This is a genomic window from Blastococcus sp. TF02A-26 (genome assembly GCF_003319125.1).
GTDB lineage: Bacteria > Actinomycetota > Actinomycetes > Mycobacteriales > Geodermatophilaceae > Trujillonella.
Genome location: NZ_QOHG01000002.1, coordinates 180,726 through 199,161, shown reverse-complemented (window position 1 = coordinate 199,161; position 18,436 = coordinate 180,726). Strand labels below are relative to the sequence as shown.

At 74.8% G+C, this 18,436-nt stretch carries 16 protein-coding genes and 3 pseudogenes; 8 read left to right on the top strand and 11 right to left on the bottom strand.

Features of this window, described 5'->3' with window-relative positions:
• Positions 1–25 precede the first annotated feature (25 nt).
• The 3 genes from DQ240_RS02970 to deoC are packed head-to-tail and all read right to left on the bottom strand — an operon-like array spanning position 26 to position 3,368.
• Positions 26–898, bottom strand: coding sequence for an aldehyde dehydrogenase family protein (locus DQ240_RS02970; RefSeq protein ID WP_233498450.1), 873 nt, complete (start codon positions 896–898; stop codon positions 26–28).
• Positions 895–2,370 carry an aldehyde dehydrogenase family protein gene (locus DQ240_RS02965; protein WP_113838156.1) on the bottom strand — a complete coding sequence of 492 codons (1,476 nt, stop codon included), beginning with the start codon at positions 2,368–2,370 and terminating at the stop codon, positions 895–897. The genes DQ240_RS02970 and DQ240_RS02965 overlap by 4 nt, the downstream gene beginning before the upstream one ends.
• Positions 2,371–2,372: 2 nt before the next feature.
• Positions 2,373–3,368 carry a deoxyribose-phosphate aldolase gene (deoC, locus tag DQ240_RS02960; RefSeq protein WP_199589003.1) on the bottom strand — a complete coding sequence of 332 codons (996 nt, stop codon included), beginning with the start codon at positions 3,366–3,368 and terminating at the stop codon, positions 2,373–2,375.
• A gap of 119 nt (positions 3,369–3,487) precedes the next feature.
• Between deoC and upp the strand changes: the two genes are divergently transcribed.
• Together upp and DQ240_RS02950 are read left to right on the top strand one after the other, a co-directional pair.
• Complete coding sequence (gene upp / locus DQ240_RS02955) at positions 3,488–4,111, top strand: uracil phosphoribosyltransferase (RefSeq protein WP_113838300.1); 624 nt, start codon at positions 3,488–3,490, stop codon at positions 4,109–4,111.
• A 2-nt stretch (positions 4,112–4,113) separates the two neighbouring features.
• Positions 4,114–5,004 (top strand): Gfo/Idh/MocA family protein, encoded by an 891-nt coding sequence (locus tag DQ240_RS02950; RefSeq protein WP_113838155.1) that lies wholly within the window; start codon positions 4,114–4,116, stop codon positions 5,002–5,004.
• A 4-nt stretch (positions 5,005–5,008) separates the two neighbouring features.
• On the opposite strand, the gene DQ240_RS02945 is transcribed toward DQ240_RS02950, so the two are convergent.
• The 8 genes and pseudogenes from DQ240_RS02945 to DQ240_RS24475 all read right to left on the bottom strand — a co-directional run.
• Positions 5,009–5,662, bottom strand: a complete 654-nt coding sequence (locus DQ240_RS02945) for a TVP38/TMEM64 family protein (RefSeq protein WP_158548500.1) — start codon at positions 5,660–5,662, stop codon at positions 5,009–5,011.
• A complete protein-coding gene (locus DQ240_RS02940) occupies positions 5,659–6,069 on the bottom strand; it encodes a GtrA family protein (RefSeq protein WP_113838153.1) in 411 nt (136 codons plus the stop codon). Before DQ240_RS02940 ends, DQ240_RS02945 begins: the two co-directional genes overlap by 4 nt.
• Positions 6,066–6,764 (bottom strand): haloacid dehalogenase type II, encoded by a 699-nt coding sequence (locus DQ240_RS02935; RefSeq protein ID WP_113838152.1) that lies wholly within the window; start codon positions 6,762–6,764, stop codon positions 6,066–6,068. Before DQ240_RS02935 ends, DQ240_RS02940 begins: the two co-directional genes overlap by 4 nt.
• Complete coding sequence (locus DQ240_RS02930) at positions 6,764–8,389, bottom strand: phospho-sugar mutase (RefSeq protein ID WP_113838151.1); 1,626 nt, start codon at positions 8,387–8,389, stop codon at positions 6,764–6,766. The genes DQ240_RS02935 and DQ240_RS02930 overlap by 1 nt, the downstream gene beginning before the upstream one ends.
• Entirely contained in the window at positions 8,386–9,198 is an 813-nt protein-coding gene (locus tag DQ240_RS23090) for a purine-nucleoside phosphorylase (RefSeq protein WP_147261930.1), read from the bottom strand. The genes DQ240_RS02930 and DQ240_RS23090 overlap by 4 nt, the downstream gene beginning before the upstream one ends.
• Before the next feature lie 86 nt (positions 9,199–9,284).
• Positions 9,285–9,479, bottom strand: a pseudogene (locus DQ240_RS24200) (DUF222 domain-containing protein); the annotation flags it as partial.
• A 73-nt stretch (positions 9,480–9,552) separates the two neighbouring features.
• Positions 9,553–9,921, bottom strand: a pseudogene (locus DQ240_RS24480) (DUF222 domain-containing protein); the annotation flags it as partial.
• Positions 9,922–9,973: 52 nt separating this feature from the next.
• A pseudogene (locus tag DQ240_RS24475) lies at positions 9,974–10,288 on the bottom strand (DUF222 domain-containing protein); the annotation flags it as partial.
• A 183-nt stretch (positions 10,289–10,471) separates the two neighbouring features.
• On the opposite strand from DQ240_RS24475, the gene DQ240_RS02915 reads away from it, so the two are divergent.
• From DQ240_RS02915 to meaB, 6 genes are read left to right on the top strand one after another with little or no spacing between them, the layout of a single operon-like run.
• Positions 10,472–10,837, top strand: a complete 366-nt coding sequence (locus DQ240_RS02915) for a YciI family protein (protein WP_113838148.1) — start codon at positions 10,472–10,474, stop codon at positions 10,835–10,837.
• A 43-nt stretch (positions 10,838–10,880) separates the two neighbouring features.
• Positions 10,881–12,017, top strand: a complete 1,137-nt coding sequence (locus DQ240_RS02910) for a glutamate--cysteine ligase (protein ID WP_113838147.1) — start codon at positions 10,881–10,883, stop codon at positions 12,015–12,017.
• Entirely contained in the window at positions 12,014–13,264 is a 1,251-nt protein-coding gene (locus DQ240_RS02905; protein ID WP_113838146.1) for an amidohydrolase, read from the top strand. The genes DQ240_RS02910 and DQ240_RS02905 overlap by 4 nt, the downstream gene beginning before the upstream one ends.
• 53 nt (positions 13,265–13,317) lie before the next feature.
• Entirely contained in the window at positions 13,318–15,234 is a 1,917-nt protein-coding gene (locus DQ240_RS02900; RefSeq protein ID WP_113838145.1) for a methylmalonyl-CoA mutase subunit beta, read from the top strand.
• Positions 15,231–17,438: a methylmalonyl-CoA mutase gene (gene scpA / locus DQ240_RS02895; protein ID WP_113838144.1), complete on the top strand. Its 2,208-nt coding sequence runs from the start codon at positions 15,231–15,233 to the stop codon at positions 17,436–17,438. Before DQ240_RS02900 ends, scpA begins: the two co-directional genes overlap by 4 nt.
• Positions 17,435–18,433 (top strand): methylmalonyl Co-A mutase-associated GTPase MeaB, encoded by a 999-nt coding sequence (gene meaB / locus DQ240_RS02890; protein ID WP_113838143.1) that lies wholly within the window; start codon positions 17,435–17,437, stop codon positions 18,431–18,433. The genes scpA and meaB overlap by 4 nt, the downstream gene beginning before the upstream one ends.
• Positions 18,434–18,436: the final 3 nt, after the last annotated feature.

Sequence of the window (18,436 nt, the reverse complement as noted above, 5' to 3'; positions counted from 1 at the left end):
GCGCCTGGGAGCCCGCTGCCCGGTTCTAGAACCCCTTCGGGTGCCACACCGTCTTGGTCTCGAGGAACGCCCGCATCCGGGTGAGACCGGGGTCGGCGGACCAGTCGGGCTCGGTGGCCGGCGGGCGGAGGACCCGCTTGATGCTGCCGGCGGCCTCGCGCTCGAACTCCATGGCCCGCGCCGGCGGGGCGCCGGTCAGGTCGATGGCGTCGACGTCGTCGTGCTCGGCCAGCCACGGCCCGAGCTCGCCGGCGTCGCCGGTGAGCAGGTTGACCACGCCGCCGGGGACGTCGCTCGTGGCCAGCACCTCGCCCAGGGTCACCGCCGGCAGCGGCCGCTCCTTGGAGGTGACGACGACGGCGGTGTTGCCGCTCGCGAGCACCGGCGCCAGCACGCTCACCAGGCCGAGCAGCGACGAGCGCTGCGGCGCGAGCACCGCGACGACGCCCGTCGGCTCCGGCAGCGAGAAGTCGAAGTACGGACCGGCGACCGGGTTGGCGCTGCCGAGGACGGCGGCCAGCTTGTCGGTCCACCCCGCGTACCAGACCCAGCGGTCGATGGCGGCGTCGACGGCGGCCCGGGCCTTCGACTGCGACAGGCCCTCGCCGGCGGCGACCTCCTCGCAGAACTGGACGTGCCGGCCCTCCATCACCTCGGCGACCCGGTAGAGCACCTGGCCGCGGTTGTAGGCGGTGGCGCCCGACCACTTCGCGAACGCGCCACGGGCGGCGACGACGGCGTCCCGGGCGTCCTTGCGGGAGGCCCACGCGGCGTTGGCGAGGAAGGCGCCCTTGCTGTCGGTCACCTCGTAGGTGCGCCCGGACTCCGAGCGGGGGAACGCCCCGCCCAGGTACAGCTTGTAGGTCTTGCGGACCGCGAGCCGCTCGTTGCCGATCACTGGTCCTCGCTCCTCAGGTACGCCGCCAGCCCGTGCCGGCCGCCCTCACGGCCGTAGCCGGACTGCTTGTAGCCGCCGAACGGCGACGTCGGGTCGAACTGGTTGAAGGTGTTGGCCCACACCACGCCGGCGCGCAGCTTGTCGGCGATGGCCAGGATCCGGGAACCCTTCTCCGACCAGATGCCGGCCGACAGCCCGTACGTGGAGTTGTTCGCCTTGGCGATCGCCTCGTCCGGGGTGCGGAAGGTGAGCACCGACAGCACCGGGCCGAAGACCTCGTCGCGGGCGATGCGGTGGGCGGCGGAGACGCCGGTGAAGACCGTCGGCGGGAACCAGAAGCCGCGGTCGGGCAGCTCGCACGACGGCTGCCACCGGGTCGCGCCCTCGGCCTCGCCGATGTCGGAGAGCTCGCGGATGCGGGCCAACTGCTCGGCGGAGTTGATCGCGCCGAGGTCGGTGTTCTTGTCCAGCGGGTCGCCGACGCGCAGCGTGCCCAACCGGCGCTGCAGGGCCGCGATCACCTCGTCGTGGACGTTCTCCTGCACCAGCAGCCGGGAACCCGCGCAGCAGACGTGGCCCTGGTTGAAGAAGATGCCCTGCACGATCCCCTCGACGGCCTGGTCGATCGGGGCGTCGTCGAAGACGATGTTCGCGGCCTTGCCGCCCAGCTCCAGGGTCAGCTTCTTCCGGGTGCCGGCCACCGCGCGGGCGATGGACCGGCCGACCTCGGTGGAGCCGGTGAAGGCCACCTTGTCGACGTCGTCGTGCTCGACGACCGCGCGCCCGGTGTCGCCGGCGCCGGTCACGATGTTCACCACGCCCGGCGGGAGGTCGGCCTGCCGGCAGACCTCGGCGAACAGCAGCGCCGTCAGGGGGGTCGTCTCGGCCGGCTTGAGGACGACGGTGTTGCCGGTGGCGAGCGCCGGCGCGACCTTCCACGCCAGCATCAGCAGCGGGAAGTTCCACGGGATGACCTGGCCGGCCACGCCGAGGGGCCGGGGGGCCGGACCGAGGCCCGCATGCTCCAGCTTGTCGGCCCAGCCCGCGTGGTAGAAGAAGTGCGCCGCGGCCAGCGGGACGTCGACGTCGCGGGACTCCCGGATCGGCTTGCCGTTGTCCAGCGACTCCAGGACGGCGAACTCCCGCGCGCGCTCCTGCAGCAGCCGGGCGATGCGGAACAGGTACTTGCCGCGGTCGGCCGGGCGCATCGGGCCCCAGACGCGGGTGAACGCGCGGCGGGCGGCCTTCACGGCGCGGTCGACGTCGGCGTCGGTCCCGACCGCGACCTCGCTGAGGACCTCCTCGGTCGCCGGGTTGACCGTCTTCATGGCCTCGCCGGACCCGTCGACGAACTCGCCGTCGATGAACAGGCCGTAGCTGGGCGCGATGTCGACGATGGACCGCGACTCGGGGGCGGGGGCGTATTCGAAGACAGCGGCGGGCTGGGCCGGGCTGGGCGGAGTGAGGGTCATCGTCAGTCCACCGAGACGTGGTCGGGGCCGGAGTAGTGGCCGGTGCGGAGCTTCTGGCGCTGCAGGAGCAGGTCGTTGAGCAGGCTGGAGGCGCCGAGCCGGAACCAGTCGGGGGTCAGCCAGTCCGGGCCGGCGGTCTCGTTGACCAGCACGAGGTGCTTGATCGCGTCCTTCGTCGTCCGGATGCCGCCGGCGGGCTTCACGCCCACCTGGCGGCCGGTGGCGGCGCGGAAGTCGCGGACCGCCTCGAGCATCACCAGGCAGACGGGCAGCGTGGCGGCGGGGGAGACCTTGCCGGTGGAGGTCTTGATGAAGTCGCCGCCGGCCAGCATCGCCAGCCAGGAGGCGCGGCGGACGGCGTCGAGGGTGACCAGTTCGCCGGTCTCGAGGATGACCTTGAGGTGCGCGTCCCCGCAGGCCTCCTTGACCGCGACGATCTCGTCGTAGACGTCGAGGTAGCGGCCGGAGAGGAACGCGCCGCGGTCGATGACCATGTCGATCTCGTCGGCGCCGTTGGCGACGGCCTCGCGGACGTCGGCCAGCTTGACGGCCAGGCTCGCCCGGCCGCTCGGGAACGCGGTGGCGACGGCGGCGACGTTGATGCCGGTGCCGGTCAGGGCCTCCTTCGCGATGCCGGCGAGGTCGCCGTACACGCAGACCGCCGCGACCGGCGGGCAGCCGGGGTCGCTGGGGTCGGGACGGCGGGCCTTGGCGGCCAGCGACCGCACCTTGCCGGGGGTGTCGGCGCCCTCGAGCGTGGTCAGGTCGACCATCGAGATGGCCGTGTCGATCGCCCACGCCTTCGACGTCGTCTTGATCGACCGCGTGCCGAGCATCGCGACGCGGGACGAGGCGCCGACCTGGTCGACCCCGGGGAGGCCGTGCAGGAAGGCGCGGAAGGCCGACTCGGAACGGGTCACGTCCGCGTACGGCGACGGCGGTTCGCGCCGCGGCGGGGTGTCCGCCGTCAGGGCGTCCGGGTCGAGCACGTGCGTCATGCGGTCATCATCCCCTGCGCGGGCGGTGCGACCGGACCGCGCCCACCCGACCGGGTCAGGCCGCAGGGCCGTCCTGCGGCCGGGATCACGCGGCGGACCGGGCCGCTACGGTGGCGGCCGTGCAGCTGACCGTCGTCGACCACCCGCTCGCCCGCGCCCGCCTCTCCCGCATGCGGGACGAGCGCACCGACAACGCGGCTTTCCGGGCGGCGCTGCAGGACCTCACGCAGATCCTGGTCTACGAGGCCACCCGCGACCTCGCCGTCGCCGAGGAGCCGATCCGGACCCCTGTCACGGAGACGACCGGCTACCGGATCGCCGCGCCGCCGCTGATCGTGCCGGTCCTGCGTGCGGGTCTCGGCATGGCCGACGAGGCGCACCGGATGCTGCCCGAGTCGCAGATGGGCTTCGTCGGCCTGGCCCGCAACGAGACGACCTTCCAGCCCGAGGCGTACATGGCCTCGCTGCCGGAGACGCTGGTCGACCGGCACGTGTTCGTGCTCGACCCGATGCTGGCCACCGGCGGCTCGCTGGTGCACTGCTGCGGCCTGCTCACCGAGCGCGGCGCCACCGAGATCACGGTGCTGTGCGTGCTGGCCGCCCCCGAGGGCATCCGCCGGCTCGAGGAGAGCGGGCTGCCGCTGCGGGTGTTCACCACCAGCGTCGACGAGGGGCTCAACGAGCACGCCTACATCGTGCCGGGGCTCGGCGACGCCGGGGATCGCCAGTTCGGGGCGGTCTGACCGTGCGTTTCGCCGTCCTCGGCACCGGTCCCTGGGCTCGCAGCGTGCACGCCACCGCGCTGGCCGCACACCCCGACGCCGAGCTGGTCGCCGTCTGGGGGCGGGACCGTCGCAAGGCCGCCGAGGTCGGCGCCGAGTTCGAGGTGCCGGGCACCGACGACCTCGACGCGGTGCTCGACGACGTCGACGCGGTCTCGATCGCGCTGCCGCCCGACGTGCAGGCGCCGCTCGCCGAGCGCGCTGCCGCTGCGGGCAAGCACCTGCTCCTGGAGAAGCCGACCGGGTTGAGCCTCCCCGTCGCCGACCGGCTGGCCGCGGTGGTGCGCCAGGCCGGGGTCGCCTCGGTCGTCTTCTTCGTCTTCCGCTTCACCGACGGGACGGCGACCTGGCTGACCCAGGCCGCCCGCATGCGCCTCGCGGGCGGCGCGGGCAGCTGGCTGGGCTCGGCCTCGCCCTCGGTCCTGGCCGCCTCGCCCTGGCGGCAGGAGCACGGAGCGCTGTGGGACGTCGGGCCCCACCCCCTCTCCCTGCTCGTGCCCGCGCTCGGACCGGTGGTGGCCGTGCAGGCGGGCGCGGGCCTCAAGGACACCGTGCACCTGGTGCTCCACCACGGCGGCGGGGTCGCCAGCACGGTCACCGTCTCGCACACCGTGGCGGAGTTGTCGGCCGGCGTGGAGTTCTTCGTGCACGGCGACGCGGGCCGGCTGGTGCTGCTGCCCGAGCGGGGGACCGGGGTCGAGGCCTTCGGGGTCGCCGTCGACGAGCTGCGAGCCGCCGCGCTGACCGGCGCGGACCACCCGCTCGACGTCCACTTCGGGCGCGACGTCGTCGCCGTCCTCGCCGCTGCGGAGCGGTCCCTGGCGACCGGGTGCCGGGAGACCGTCGGGAGCTGACCGGTCAGCGGCGCCGGCGCCACGCCAGCGCCAGCCCACCGGCCGCCAGCAGGACGACGACCGCGACCGCTGTCGCCGCCGGTGTGGTCAGCAGCTCGGCCCAGCGGTCGAGGTGCTCCACCGACGCCCCGGCCCCCACCTGCAGCACGGTGCTGGGCACCAGCCCCAGCGCCGTCGCGGCCAGGTACGGGCCCGGACGGACGGCGGACAGCCCCGCGCCGTAGCTGACCACCGCGAACGGCGCGGCCGGGAAGAGCCGCAGGGCGAGCACGGCACCGAAGCCGCGGGCATCCAGGACCCGGTCGGCCGCCGCGATCCGCGGCCCGGCCAGCGCGGCGACCGCCGGACGTCCCAGCGCCCTCCCCAGGGCGAACGCACCGATCCCGCCGAGCAGCCCGCCGGCCAGCGAGACCACCAGGCCGCCCCAGAAGCCGGCGACGAGTCCGGCCAGCACCGACAGGGCGGTGCGGGGGACCGGCCCGAGCAGGGCGACCCCGATCCCGACGGAGAGCAGTACCGGCCCGGCCGGCCCACTGCGGTCGAGCCAGTCCCGGGCCGAGTCGACGGCGGGCAGGTCCACCGTCGCGACGAGCACCACGCCGATCCCCAGGAGGACCGCCAGGACGGCGGCGCGGAACCACGTCCCGCGCTCCCTCACGATCGGAAGACGACGAGCCGCAGCATCACGAAGTTCACGGCGGTGCCGAAGCCCTGGGACACCGCCCACGCCAGCGTCACCCGCCAGCTGCTCTCGGGCAGCACGGCCAGGGCGAGGGCGTTGACGCCGAGGATCACGAAGAACGTCGTCCCGTAGAGCAGCGCGAAGCCGGTCGCCCGCCGCGCGCCACCCTCCACCTGGAACGCCCACCGGCGGTTGAGGACGTAGGCCGTCGTGGTGCCGGCGATGAAGCTGAGCGCCCGGGAGGCCGTCGTCCCTCCGCCGAGGTGCAGGGCCAGGCTGTAGACGCTCAGGTCCACGACCGCGCCGACGAGGCCGACCGCGGCGAAGCGCACCAGCTGCTGGACGAGCCCCCGCCGGCCGCCGGCCGCCTCCGGTGCCGTCACGTCGCGCCCAGCCGGTCGGCCAGCTCGCCGAACGAGGTCACGGTCAGGTCCGCGGCCGGATCGGTGGCCGGCGGCGTGCGGCGACCGCCGGACTCCGCCGGCCGGTGCACGTAGGCGGTGCGCAGCCCGCGCTGGCGGGCCGCGGCGAGGTCGGAGGTGTGCGCCGCGACCATGAGCACCTGCGCCGGCTCCAGCCCGAGCAGCCGCGGCGCGGAGTCGTACACCTCGGCGTCGGGTTTGTAGTGGCCGACGACCTCGGCGCCCAGCACGGCGTCCCACGGCAGCCCCGACCGCCGCGCCAGCGCGACCTGCAGCGCGACGCCGCCGTTGGAGAGCGGGGCGAGCACGTACCGCGCCGACAGCCGCCGCAGCCCGGGGACGACGTCGGGCCAGGGGTCGAGCCGGTGCCAGGCCAGCACCAGCTCGTCGCGCAGCTCCGCCGGGACGTCGTCGGCGCCCTGCGCGGCGAGCACGTCGTCGACCGACTCGCGGTGCAGCACGTCGAGCGTCACGTAGGGACGGCGCCCGCTGCGCACCTCGTCCATCGAGGGTGAGTAGCGGCTGCGCCAGTCGTCGGCGAACCGCTCGGCGTCCACGCGGTCGCCGAGCAGCCGGGTCACCTCGCGCGCGACGCCGGAGCGCCAGTCGACGACCGTGCCGAAGACGTCGAACACCAGCGCTGCGACGTCCTCCATCACAGGTCCAGTGCGGCGGACATCTCCGCACGCAGCGCGTCGAGCTCGTCGGCACCCCGGCCGCGGGCGGCGATCACCCCGGCGTCGTCGTGCACGGGGACGACGGTCTCCAGGTAGGCCTTGAGCTTCGGCTCGGTCCCGCTGGGCCGGACCACCACGCGGACGCCGTCGCCGAGCAGCCGGACCGCGTCGACCGGCGGGTCCTCGTGCGCGAGGTCGGTCGCGGTGACCGGGCGGCCGAGGAGCGTGGCCGGGGGTCGGGCGCGCAGCCGGGCCATCGCGTCGGAGATGAGCGTGAGGTCCTCCACCCGCACCGACAACTGGCCGGTGGCGAACAGCCCGTGCTCGCGGGCCAGCTCGTCGAGCCGGTCGAGCAGGGTGCGTCCCGAGGCCTTCAGCTCGGCGGCCAGCAGCGCCACCGCGAGGGCGGCGGAGATGCCGTCCTTGTCGCGGACGACGTCCGGGGCGACCGCGTACCCCAGCGCCTCCTCGTAGCCGAAGACCAGCGGAGCCCCGGCGTCGCCGGCCCGGATGATCCACTTGAAGCCGGTGGGGGTCTCGGCCACGGGGACCCCGTGGGCGGTGGCCAGCGCGTGCAGCAGGGAGCCGCTGACCAGCGAGGCGGCGTAGGTGCCCCGCACGCCGCGGCGCAGCAGCCAGTCGGCGAGCAGTCCGCCCACCTCGTCGCCGGTCAGCTGCCGGCCGCCGCAGACCACCGAGCAGCGGTCGGCGTCGGGGTCCTGCGCGATGGCGACGTCGGCGTCGGTGCGCTCGGCGAGGGCGAGCAGGAGGTCGACGGCGCCGGGTTCCTCGGGGTTGGGGAAGGCGACGGTCGGGAAGCGCGGGTCCGGCCTGTCCTGCTCGGGCACGGCGGCGGCAGGGGCGAACCCGGCTGCGGCGAAGAGGGTGCGGGTGGTGGCCGAGCCGACGCCGTGCATGGCCGTGTAGGCGATCCGCAGTGCGGCGCGGTCGGCGGCGGGCACGCGGTCGGGCCGGAGGGCACCCAGCAGGGCGGTGACGTAGTCGGCCTCGACGTCGTCGTCCAAGGTGAGCCAGTCGTCGGAGAGCGGGACCTCGTTCGCGGCGCCCACCGCGGTGATCGCGGCCTCGATCTGCCGGTCGGCCGGCGGGACCAGCTGGGCGCCGTCGCCCAGGTAGACCTTGTAGCCGTTGTCGTCGGGCGGGTTGTGGCTGGCGGTCACCATGATCCCGGCGACGCACCCGAGGTGCCGGACCGCGAAGGCCAGCACCGGCGTGGGCAGCGGCCGCGGCAGCACCTGGACCGCGAACCCGGCGCCGGAGAGCACCGCCGCCGAGATGCGGGCGAACTCGTCGGAGCGGCGGCGGGCGTCGAAGCCGATCACGATCCCGCCGCCGGAGGAGCCGGCGTCGCGCAGGTACCGGCCGAGCCCCGCGGCGGCGCGGGTGACGACGGCGGCGTTCATCCCGGCCGGTCCGGCGCGCAGCGGGCCGCGGAGCCCGGCGGTGCCGAAGGTGAGCGGGCCGGCGAAGCGGCGGGCGAGCTCGACGCCGTCGTCCGCGGCGACCAGGGCCTCGATCTCGGCGCGGTCGCCCGGGTGCGGGTCGGCCGCTGCCCAGGCCCGCGCGTCGTCCAGCAGGCTCACGGCAGCCGGCTCACCAGCTCGACCAGGAAGTGGCCCATCCGACCGGCGGCCTCCCGGCCGGCGGCGAGCACCTCCTGGTGGTTCAGGGCCTCGCCGGTGATCCCGGCCGCGGCGTTGGTCACCAGCGACAGGCCGAACACCTCCATGCCGGCCGCCCGCGCGGCGATCGCCTCCAGCGCGGTGGACATGCCGACGAGGTCGGCGCCCAGCGTGCGCAGCATGCGGATCTCGGCGGGCGTCTCGAAGTGCGGACCGGGCAGCGCTGCGTAGACGCCCTCGGTCAGCGAGGGGTCGATCTGCCGGGCGAGCTCGCGCAGCCGCGCCGAGTACAGGTCGGTGAGGTCCACGAACGTCGGGCCGACCAGTGGCGACCGCGCGGTCAGGTTGATGTGGTCGCTGATCAGCACCGGCTGGCCGACGCGGTGCTCGGGCGCCAGCCCGCCGGCGGCGTTGGTGAGGACCACGGTGCGGACGCCCAGCGCGGCCGCGGCCCGCACGCCGTGGACGACGGAGGCGACGCCACGGCCCTCGTAGAGGTGGGTGCGGCCCAGGAAGACCAGCACGCGGCGGGAGCCGACGCGCACCGAGCGCACCTCGCCGCCGTGCCCGGCGACGGTCGGCGCGGCGAAGCCCCGCAGCTCCTCGATGGCGACGGTGGACTCGGGGCGCCCGAAGGCCTCCCCGGCGGGCGCCCAGCCGGAGCCCATGACGACGGCGACGTCGTGGGACCCGCCGAACGCAGCGTCGAGGTCCTCGGCGGCCAGCCGGGCCAGGGTTGCGGGATCAGGACCGGTGGACACGTCGCTCACCCGCGCGACGGTAACGCAGCGCGCCGCGTCACAAGCACGCCGAACCACCCCGCTCCGGGAGGGCGGGGTGCGGTCCGGGCCGACCGTCAGACGGGGACGAGGAGGTCGGGTCGGGTCAGGAGGATCTCGGTGCCGCCGTCGCGCAGGTCCAGCAGGTGTCGCAGCGCCGGCGGCACGATGCGGACCTCGCGGCCGCGGTCGATCGGCTGCCCGTCGGGGCCGATCACGATGCGGGCGACGGTGGCGTCGCAGGCCAGCCACCGGGCGCGGGCGGCGGTTGAAGAACCCCGTCCTCCCCACCCTTCGCACGCTCAGGGCGGTGCCCTGGACGGGGCCAGCGGCGACGTCGATCACGGCGGCGATGCCGGGCTCGCGGGTCCGCTGGACCGGCACCGCCCCGGCGGCGAGGGTGTTGTCGGCCCACTGCACCAGCGCATCCCCGCGGATGTGGGCGGGGCTGTGCTCGTCACCGGCGGTGCGCGATGTGGCGGCGATCGGCTCGAGCACGGCTTTGACCTTCTCCCCGCCCACGGCGTCCAGTTCGGCGCGGACGGTCACCGTGCCGTCGGGGTGGGTGGTGATGGTCAGCGACCGCTGGTCGGTCGGTGCCGGTTCGCGGCCGTCGGGGTCGAGCCGGGCGAAGTAGTGCTGCACCGCCTCGGCCAGGCGCTGGAAGGTGTGTGCGGCGGCGATGGTGGCCAGCGCCGTGTCGACCTGGCTCAGGTCGACGCTGGTCGGCCGCGGCCGCGACCCGGTGCGGGGCGGCGACCTTGCCGATCTCGGTCACGTGGTCGACCCCGATCGCGCCGGCGGCGAACGCCGCCGCGGTGGCCGGCAGCAGGTCCAGCGCCCGCCCGCGGTGCACCGGCGCCGCCGCCGAGGACGGCCGCAGTCCGCCGTGGGTGCGCAGCCACGACTGCATCGTCTTCAGCCCGTCGGCCTCGCACGCCGACCGCGCATCCGCGGCCCGCACGGCAGCGGTCAGCCGAGCCTCGACCCGGTTCCGCTCCGCCACCAGCTCCGCGACCTCGGCCAGCAGCGCGACGTCGCTCAGCGCGTGCGGATCACCACCGGCACAACTCGAACACATGTGCGATTTCTACCGCCGCAAGTCCCGAGTACGGCGGCGAATCCCCAGCTCAGGCGCCTGTCCACAGGTCTCGCTCGCCGGTTGACGCGGAGCATGGCCCCTGATCACCGATCAGATCCGGCGACCCCGTTCGTCTCCACTCCGACTGCGGCCGGACGGTGCCGCGACGACCCGGGAGGACCCATGACCCAGTACCTGCTCTCCATGCCGCACGACTCGGCGGAGGAGCCCACGATGGCGACGATGGACCCCGCGGAGCTGGAGGCCGCCATGGCGGCGGCCGGCGCCTTCATCGAGGAGCTGACCGCCTCCGGCGCGCTGGTCTTCGCGGGCGGGCTGCACCCGCCGTCGACGGCGGTCACGGTCGACCACACCGGCGGTGAGCTGGTGCTGCGCGACGAGCCGTACACGCGGGCGCCGGAGTACCTCGGCGGCCTGTGGGTGATCGAGGCCCCGGACAGCGCGGCCGCGGTCGACTGGGCGGCGAAGGCGTCGAAGGCCCTCGGGGCCCGGATCGAGGTGCGCGCCTTCCAGGAGGCCCCCGCCTGAGGCTCGGAAGGTGGGGGAGCGTGATCGTTCGTAGGCTTCCGGGGTGCAGATCCCCTTCAACTCCTCCGAGCGCGCCAGCCTGGGCGTCGAGTGGGAGCTGCAACTGATCGACCGCGACACCCGCGAGCTGACCGCCGGCGCGATCGAGATCCTCCAGGAGCTGACGCCCGAGGGGGCCGAGGAGCCGGCCAAGGCCAAGCACGAGCTGCTCCAGTCGACCGTGGAGGTGATCACCGGCGTCTGCACGAGCGTCGCCGAGGCGCAGGCCGACCTCGCCGGCACCGTCGCCGAGGTCGTCGCCGCCGCCGACCGGCGCGGGCTGGACCTCATGTGCGCCGGCACGCACCCGTTCACCGACTGGCAGACGCAGCGGATCTCGCCCAAGGAGCGGTACGCCCAGCTGGTCGAGAACATGCAGTGGCTGGCCCGCCGGATGCAGATCTTCGGCGTCCACGTGCACGTCGGCGTCCGGGCGCCGGAGAAGGTGATGCCGATCGTCAACGCGCTCACCCAGTACGTGCCGCACTTCCTCGCGCTGTCGGCCTCCTCGCCGTACTGGAAGGGGGCCGACACCGGGCTGGCGTCGGCCCGCAGCAAGGTCTTCGAGGGGCTCCCCACCGCCGGGCTGCCGTACCAGCTCTCGGGCTGGCCGGAGTTCGAGGCCTACATGGAGACCTCCATCTCGACCGGCGCGATCGAGAGCGTCCGCGAGGTGTGGTGGGACATCCGCCCGCACCCGGACTTCGGGACCGTGGAGCTGCGGATCTGCGACGGTCTGCCGACCCTCGACGAGATCGGCGTCGTCGCCGCCCTCTCGCAGTGCCTGGTCGAGCAGCTGGACACCCAGCTCGACCGCGGCTACACCCTGCCGACGCCGCCCAGCTGGGTGCTGCGGGAGAACAAGTGGCGGGCCGCCCGCCACGGGCTGGACGCCGACATCGTCGTGGACGAGAAGGGCTCCGTCCGGCCGGTCCGCCAGGCCCTCCTCGACCTGGCGGAGGAGCTCGAGCCGACCGCGCGCCGGTTGGACTGCGCCGAGCAGCTCGCCGACGTCGAGCGGGTGCTCGCCGCGGGCGCCTCCTACCAGCGCCAGCGCGCGGTGGCCGCCGCCTCCGACGGGGACCTGCGCGCCGTCGTCGACTCCCTGGTGGCCGAGTTCCGCGACGGGCTGCGCCCGTGACCTCGCTCGTCGAGCGGTCCGGCGCGGCGGTCGACGCGTGGACGGCGGCGAAGGCCGACCGCCTCGTCGCCGTCCGCCGGCACCTGCACGCCCACCCCGAGCTGGCCTACGCCGAGTTCGAGACCACCTCCTTCCTGGAGCAGAAGCTGCGCGACGCGGGCCTGGCGCCCAAGCGGCTGCCCGCGGGGACCGGCCTGGTGGTCGAGGTCGGCTCGGGTCGTGGGCCGACGGTCGTGCTCCGCGGGGACATCGACGCCCTGCCGCTGTCGGACCTCAAGGACGTCCCCTACGCCTCGACCCGCGAGGGCATGTGCCACGCGTGCGGACACGACGTACACACGACCGTCGTCCTGGGGGCGGCCCTGGCGCTCGCCGAGCTCGACGACCTGCCCGGCAGCGTGCGCGTCGTCTTCCAGCCCGCCGAGGAGACGGTGCCCGGCGGTGCCACCGAGGTGGTCGCCGCGGGCGTCCTCGACGGCGCCTCGCGCGCGTTCGCGCTGCACTGCGACCCGTCGATCCCGGTGGGCACCGTCGGGCTGCGGACCGGCGCGATCACCGCGGCCTGCGACCGCATGGACGTCGTCCTCACCGGGCCCGGCGGGCACACCGCGCGACCGCAGATGACCGTCGACCTGGTCGACGCCCTCGGCCGGCTCATCACCGACCTGCCCGGGCTGCTCTCCCGCCAGGTCGACCCCCGCGCCGGCATGTCCGTGGTGTGGGGTGCGGTCAACGCCGGGGTGGCGGCCAACGCGATCCCGCAGCGCGGTCAGCTCCGCGGCACGGTACGGGTGCTGGACCGCGACGCCTGGCAGTCGGCCGAGGAGCTGCTGCGCTCGCTGGTCGGCAAGGTCGTGGCCCCGACCGGCGCCGGGGTCGAGGTCGACTACGTGCGCGGCGTGCCCCCGGTGGTCAACGACCCGCGGGCGGTGGCCCTGCTGCGCTCGGCGGCGATGGAGACCGTCGGTGCCGACGGCGTCCGGCTGTCACCGCAGAGCATGGGCGGGGAGGACTTCGGCTGGTTCGCCGACGTCCTGCCGATCGCCCTGGCCCGGTTGGGCACCCACGGGGGCGGCCCGCCGCTGGACCTGCACCGCGGCACCTTCGACGTGGACGAGAGGGCGATCGGCGTGGGGGTGCGGCTCCTGGCCCGCACCGCGCTGCACGCCCTGGTCGCCGACGTCGGGACTCCCTCGGAAGGGCGGTCCCCGGCCCCCGGGCGTCCGGCACCGCGCGACCGCCGGTAGAAACTGCCCAGCGCACCGCCTCTCCGGAGGCCTGAAGCACCGGAGCCCGCCTGATGGACCACCCCGCTCAGCCCGCCCCCGCGGACGCCGACGTCCCCGAGGAGCACGAGGTCCCCGAGGACCTCGTGCTGGCGGGCGAGTTCCCCGCGGCCACCCGCGAGCAGTGGCGCGACCTCGTCGCCGGCGTGCTGCGCAAGGCCGGTCGCGAGGACCTGCCCGAGCACGCCGAGGACGCGCTGCGCCGCGCGGTCGCCACGGGGGTCTCCGTCGCGCCGCTCTACACCGCCGAGGACGCCGGGGACCTCCCGACCGCGGTCGGCGTCCCGGGCGTCCCGCCGTTCGTGCGCGGCGCCCGCGCCGGCGCGGCGGGGGAGACCGCGGCCGGCGGCGCCGACAGCGACGTGCCCGGCGGCTGGGACGTGCGGCAGCGGCACGCCGACCCCGACGTCGCCGGCACCCGCGAGGCGATCGCCGCGGACCTGGAGAACGGCGTCTCCTCGCTGTGGCTGGTGGTCGGCGAGGGCGCGATCCCGGTGGAGTCGCTCGGCGAGGTCCTCGCCGACGTCTACCTCGACCTCGCGCCGGTCACCGTGCAGGGGGGCGTGCCGGCCGCGACCGCGTTCCTCGACCTGGTCGAGGGCCGCGACGACATCGCCCCCGGCGGCTCGCTCGGCCTCGACCCGATCGGCGTGCAGGCGGCGACGGGGGAGGAGCAGGACCTGTCGGGCCTCGCCGACGTCGTCCGCCGCGCGGTCGCGCACACCGGCCTGCGCACCGTCGTCGTCGACGGCACCGTCTTCTCCGACGCCGGTGGCAGCGCCGTCGAGGAGCTCGGCTGCTCGCTCGCCGCGGGTGCGGCGTACCTGCGTGCGCTCACGGACGGCGGGCTCTCGGTCGACGAGGCGTTCGGCCAGCTGGAGTTCCGCTACGCCGCCACCGCCGACCAGTTCACGACCATCGCCGCGCTGCGCGCCGCCCGCCGGCTGTGGGACCGCGTCGGTGAGCTCTCCGGCGCCTCGCCCGAGGTCCGCGCCCAGCGTCAGCACGCCGTCACCTCCTCGGTGATGACGACCCGCCGCGACCCGTGGGTGAACATGCTGCGGACGACGGTCGCGTGCTTCGCCGCGGGCGTCGGCGGCGCCGACGTCGTCACCGTGCAGCCGTTCGACGCCGCGCTGGGCCTGCCCGACGCGTTCTCACGGCGCATCGCGCGCAACACGCAGAGCCTGCTGGTCGAGGAGGGGTCGCTGGCCCGTGTCCTCGACCCGGCCGGCGGATCCTGGTACGTCGAGTCGCTCACCGAGGAGCTCGCGCAGGCCGCCTGGGCGTGGTTCACCGAGATCGAGCGGGCGGGCGGGATCGTCCGGGCGCTGGCCGACGGCCTGGTCCGCGACCGGCTGTCCGCCGCGTGGGAGGACCGGCGGAAGCGCCTGGCGAAGCGCTCCGACGCGATCACCGGTGTCAGCGAGTTCCCGAACCTCACCGAGAAGCTCCCGCAGCGCAGGCCCGCCGCCGACGTCCTGCCGAGCGGTCCGGGCGGGCTGCCGCGGGTGCGCGCCGCGCAGGACTTCGAGGAGCTGCGCGACCGCGCCGACGCCGCGCAGTCGGGTGGGGCCACCCGGCCGCGGGTCTACCTGGCCACCATCGGGCCCGAGGCGCGGCACACCGCGCGGGCCTCCTTCGCGGCGAACCTGTTCCAGGCCGGCGGCCTGGAGACCCCGGCCGCCGACGGCGCCTCCGGGCTCGCCGAGGCGGGGACGACGGTCGCCTGCATCTGCGGCACCGACAAGGACTACGCCGAGTCGGCCGCCGCACTCGCCGCCGACCTGCGCGCCGCCGGGGCCACCGCGGTGTGGCTGGCCGGCAAGCCGTCCCTCGATGTGGACGGCGTCGACGGGTACGTGTACGCCGGGTGCGACGCGCTGGAGACCCTGCGCACCGCCCACGAGCAGCTGGGAGTGTCGGCATGAGCACGATCCCCGACTTCGGCTCCGCGGAGCTCGGCCGGCCGGCCGCGCAGGGGTCGGCCGACGACTGGGCCAAGCGCTACGAGGAGGTCACCGGCCGCACCGTCGCCGACGCCACGTGGCACACGCCCGAGGGCATCGACGTCCCGCCGCTGTTCACCCCCGCGGATCTCGCCGGGGTGGACTTCCTCGAGACGTATCCGGGCGTCCCGCCGTTCCTGCGCGGGCCCTACCCGACGATGTACACGACGCAGCCCTGGACGATCCGCCAGTACGCGGGCTTCTCCACCGCCGCGGAGTCCAACGCCTTCTACCGGCGCAACCTCGCCGCGGGGCAGAAGGGCCTGTCGGTCGCGTTCGACCTGGCCACCCACCGCGGCTACGACTCCGACCACCCGCGGGTGAAGGGCGACGTCGGCATGGCCGGTGTCGCGATCGACTCGATCCTGGACATGCGGCAGCTGTTCGACGGCATCCCGCTGGACAGGATGTCGGTCTCGATGACCATGAACGGCGCGGTGCTGCCCGTGCTGGCGCTCTACGTCGTCGCCGCCGAGGAGCAGGGGGTGAGCCCGGAGCAGCTGGCGGGGACCATCCAGAACGACATCCTCAAGGAGTTCATGGTCCGCAACACCTACATCTACCCGCCGGCGCCGTCGCTGCAGATCATCAGCGACATCTTCGCCTTCACCGCGCAGCGGATGCCGCGGTTCAACTCCATCTCGATCTCCGGCTACCACATCCAGGAGGCCGGGGCGACGGCCGACCTGGAGCTCGCCTACACGCTGGCCGACGGCGTGGAGTACCTGAAGGCCGGCCAGGACGCCGGGATGGACGTCGACACGTTCGCCCCGCGGCTGAGCTTCTTCTGGGCGATCGGCATGAACTTCTTCATGGAGGTCGCCAAGATGCGGGCCGGGCGCCTGCTCTGGGCCAAGCTCGTGAAGCAGGCCGGCGGCACCAACCCCAAGTCGCTGTCGCTGCGCACCCACTCCCAGACCTCGGGCTGGTCGCTGACCGCGCAGGACGTCTACAACAACGTCGTCCGCACCTGCCTGGAGGCGATGGCCGCCACCCAGGGCCACACCCAGTCGCTGCACACCAACGCCCTGGACGAGGCGCTGGCGCTGCCCACCGACTTCTCCGCCCGCATCGCCCGCAACACCCAGCTGGTGCTCCAGCAGGAGTCGGGCACCACGCGCGTCGCCGACCCGTGGGGCGGCTCGGCCTACGTCGAGAAGCTGACCTACGACCTCGCCCGCCGCGCCTGGGCGCACATCGAGGAGGTCCGCGAGCACGGCGGCATGACCCGGGCCATCGACGACGGCATCCCGAAGATGCGCATCGAGGAGGCCGCCGCGCGCACGCAGGCCCGCATCGACTCCGGCCGCCAGCCGGTGATCGGCGTGAACAAGTACCGGGTCGACGCCGACGAGGCGATCGAGGTGCTGCGGGTCGACAACGCCCAGGTGCTGGCCGAGCAGACCGCCAAGCTGGAGCGCCTCCGCGCCGAGCGCGACGAGTCGGCCACCCGCGAGGCGCTGTCCCGGCTCACCGACGCCGCCCGCGCCGCCGCGGAGGGACGACGGGGCAACGACCTCGACTCGAACCTGCTCAAGCTGTCGATCGACGCCGCCCGCGCCCAGGCCACGGTGGGGGAGATCTCCGACGCGCTCGAGGCCGTCTACGGCCGGCACCAGGCGCAGATCCGCACCATCTCCGGCGTCTACCGCGACGAGGCAGGGAGTTCCGGGCCCGTGGAGGAGACCCGCCGCATGGCCGAGGCGTTCGAGGAGGCCGAGGGCCGCCGCCCCCGCATCCTCGTCGCCAAGATGGGCCAGGACGGCCACGACCGCGGCCAGAAGGTCATCGCGACCGCGTTCGCCGACCTCGGCTTCGACGTCGACGTCGGCCCGCTGTTCCAGACGCCCGAGGAGGTCGCCCGGCAGGCGGTCGAGGCCGACGTGCACGTCGTCGGCGTCTCGTCGCTGGCCGCCGGCCACCTCACCCTGGTGCCCGCGCTCAAGGAGGCGCTGGCCGAGCTCGGGGCCGACGACGTCGTCATCGTCGTCGGCGGCGTGATCCCGCCCGACGACGTCCCCACGCTCAAGGACATGGGCGCCGCCGAGGTCTTCCTCCCCGGCACGGTCATCGCCGAGGCGGCCCAGGGTCTGCTGCGGACGCTGTCCTCGCGCCTGGGTCATTGAGCGGCGGGCCCGACGTCCCGGCGCTCGCCGAGGGGGTCCTCGCCGGCGACCGGCGGTCGATGGCGCGCGCCATCACGCTGGTCGAGTCCCGGCGGGCCGACCACCGCGATCGCGCACAGGAGCTGCTGGTCGAGCTGCTGCCGCACGCGGGGAACGCCCGCCGGATCGGGATCAGCGGCGTCCCGGGGGTCGGCAAGTCCACCTTCATCGACCAGCTCGGGGTGACCCTCACCGGCGCCGGGTCCCGGGTCGCCGTCCTGGCCGTCGACCCGTCCTCGGCGCGCTCGGGCGGCTCGATCCTCGGCGACAAGACCCGGATGCAGCGGCTGTCGGTCGATCCGCGCGCCTTCGTGCGGCCCTCGCCGACGGCAGGCACCCTCGGCGGCGTGGCCCAGGCGACGCGCGAGTCGATGGTCGTCGTCGAGGCCGCGGGCTACGACGTCGTCCTGGTCGAGACGGTCGGCGTGGGTCAGTCCGAGGTGACCGTCGCGGAGATGGTCGACTCCTTCCTCTTCCTCACCCTCGCCCGCACCGGCGACCAGCTGCAGGGCATCAAGCGCGGCATCCTCGAGATCGCCGACGTCATCGCCGTGAACAAGGCCGACGGCCCCGGCGCCGCGGAGGCGCGCAAGGCCGCCCGCGAGCTGGCCGGCGCGATCCGGATGCTGCGCGGTCACGACGAGGACTGGGACGTCCCGGTGCTCACCTGCGCCGGGCTCACCGGCGAGGGCCTCGACGAGGTGTGGACGAAGCTCGTCGAGCACCAGGAGCGGGCGAGGGCCTCGGGCGCCTTCGACGAGCGCCGGCGCACCCAGCAGGTCCGCTGGACCTGGCAGCTGGTGCGCAGCGGGCTGGAGCACCGGCTGCGGGCCCACCCCGGGGTGCGGGAGCGGGCGCCGGAGCTCGAGCGGGCGGTGCTCGCCGGCGAGGTCACCCCGGCGCTGGCGGCACGGGAGCTCCTCGACCTCTTCCTCACCGACCCCGAGTCCCGATGACGC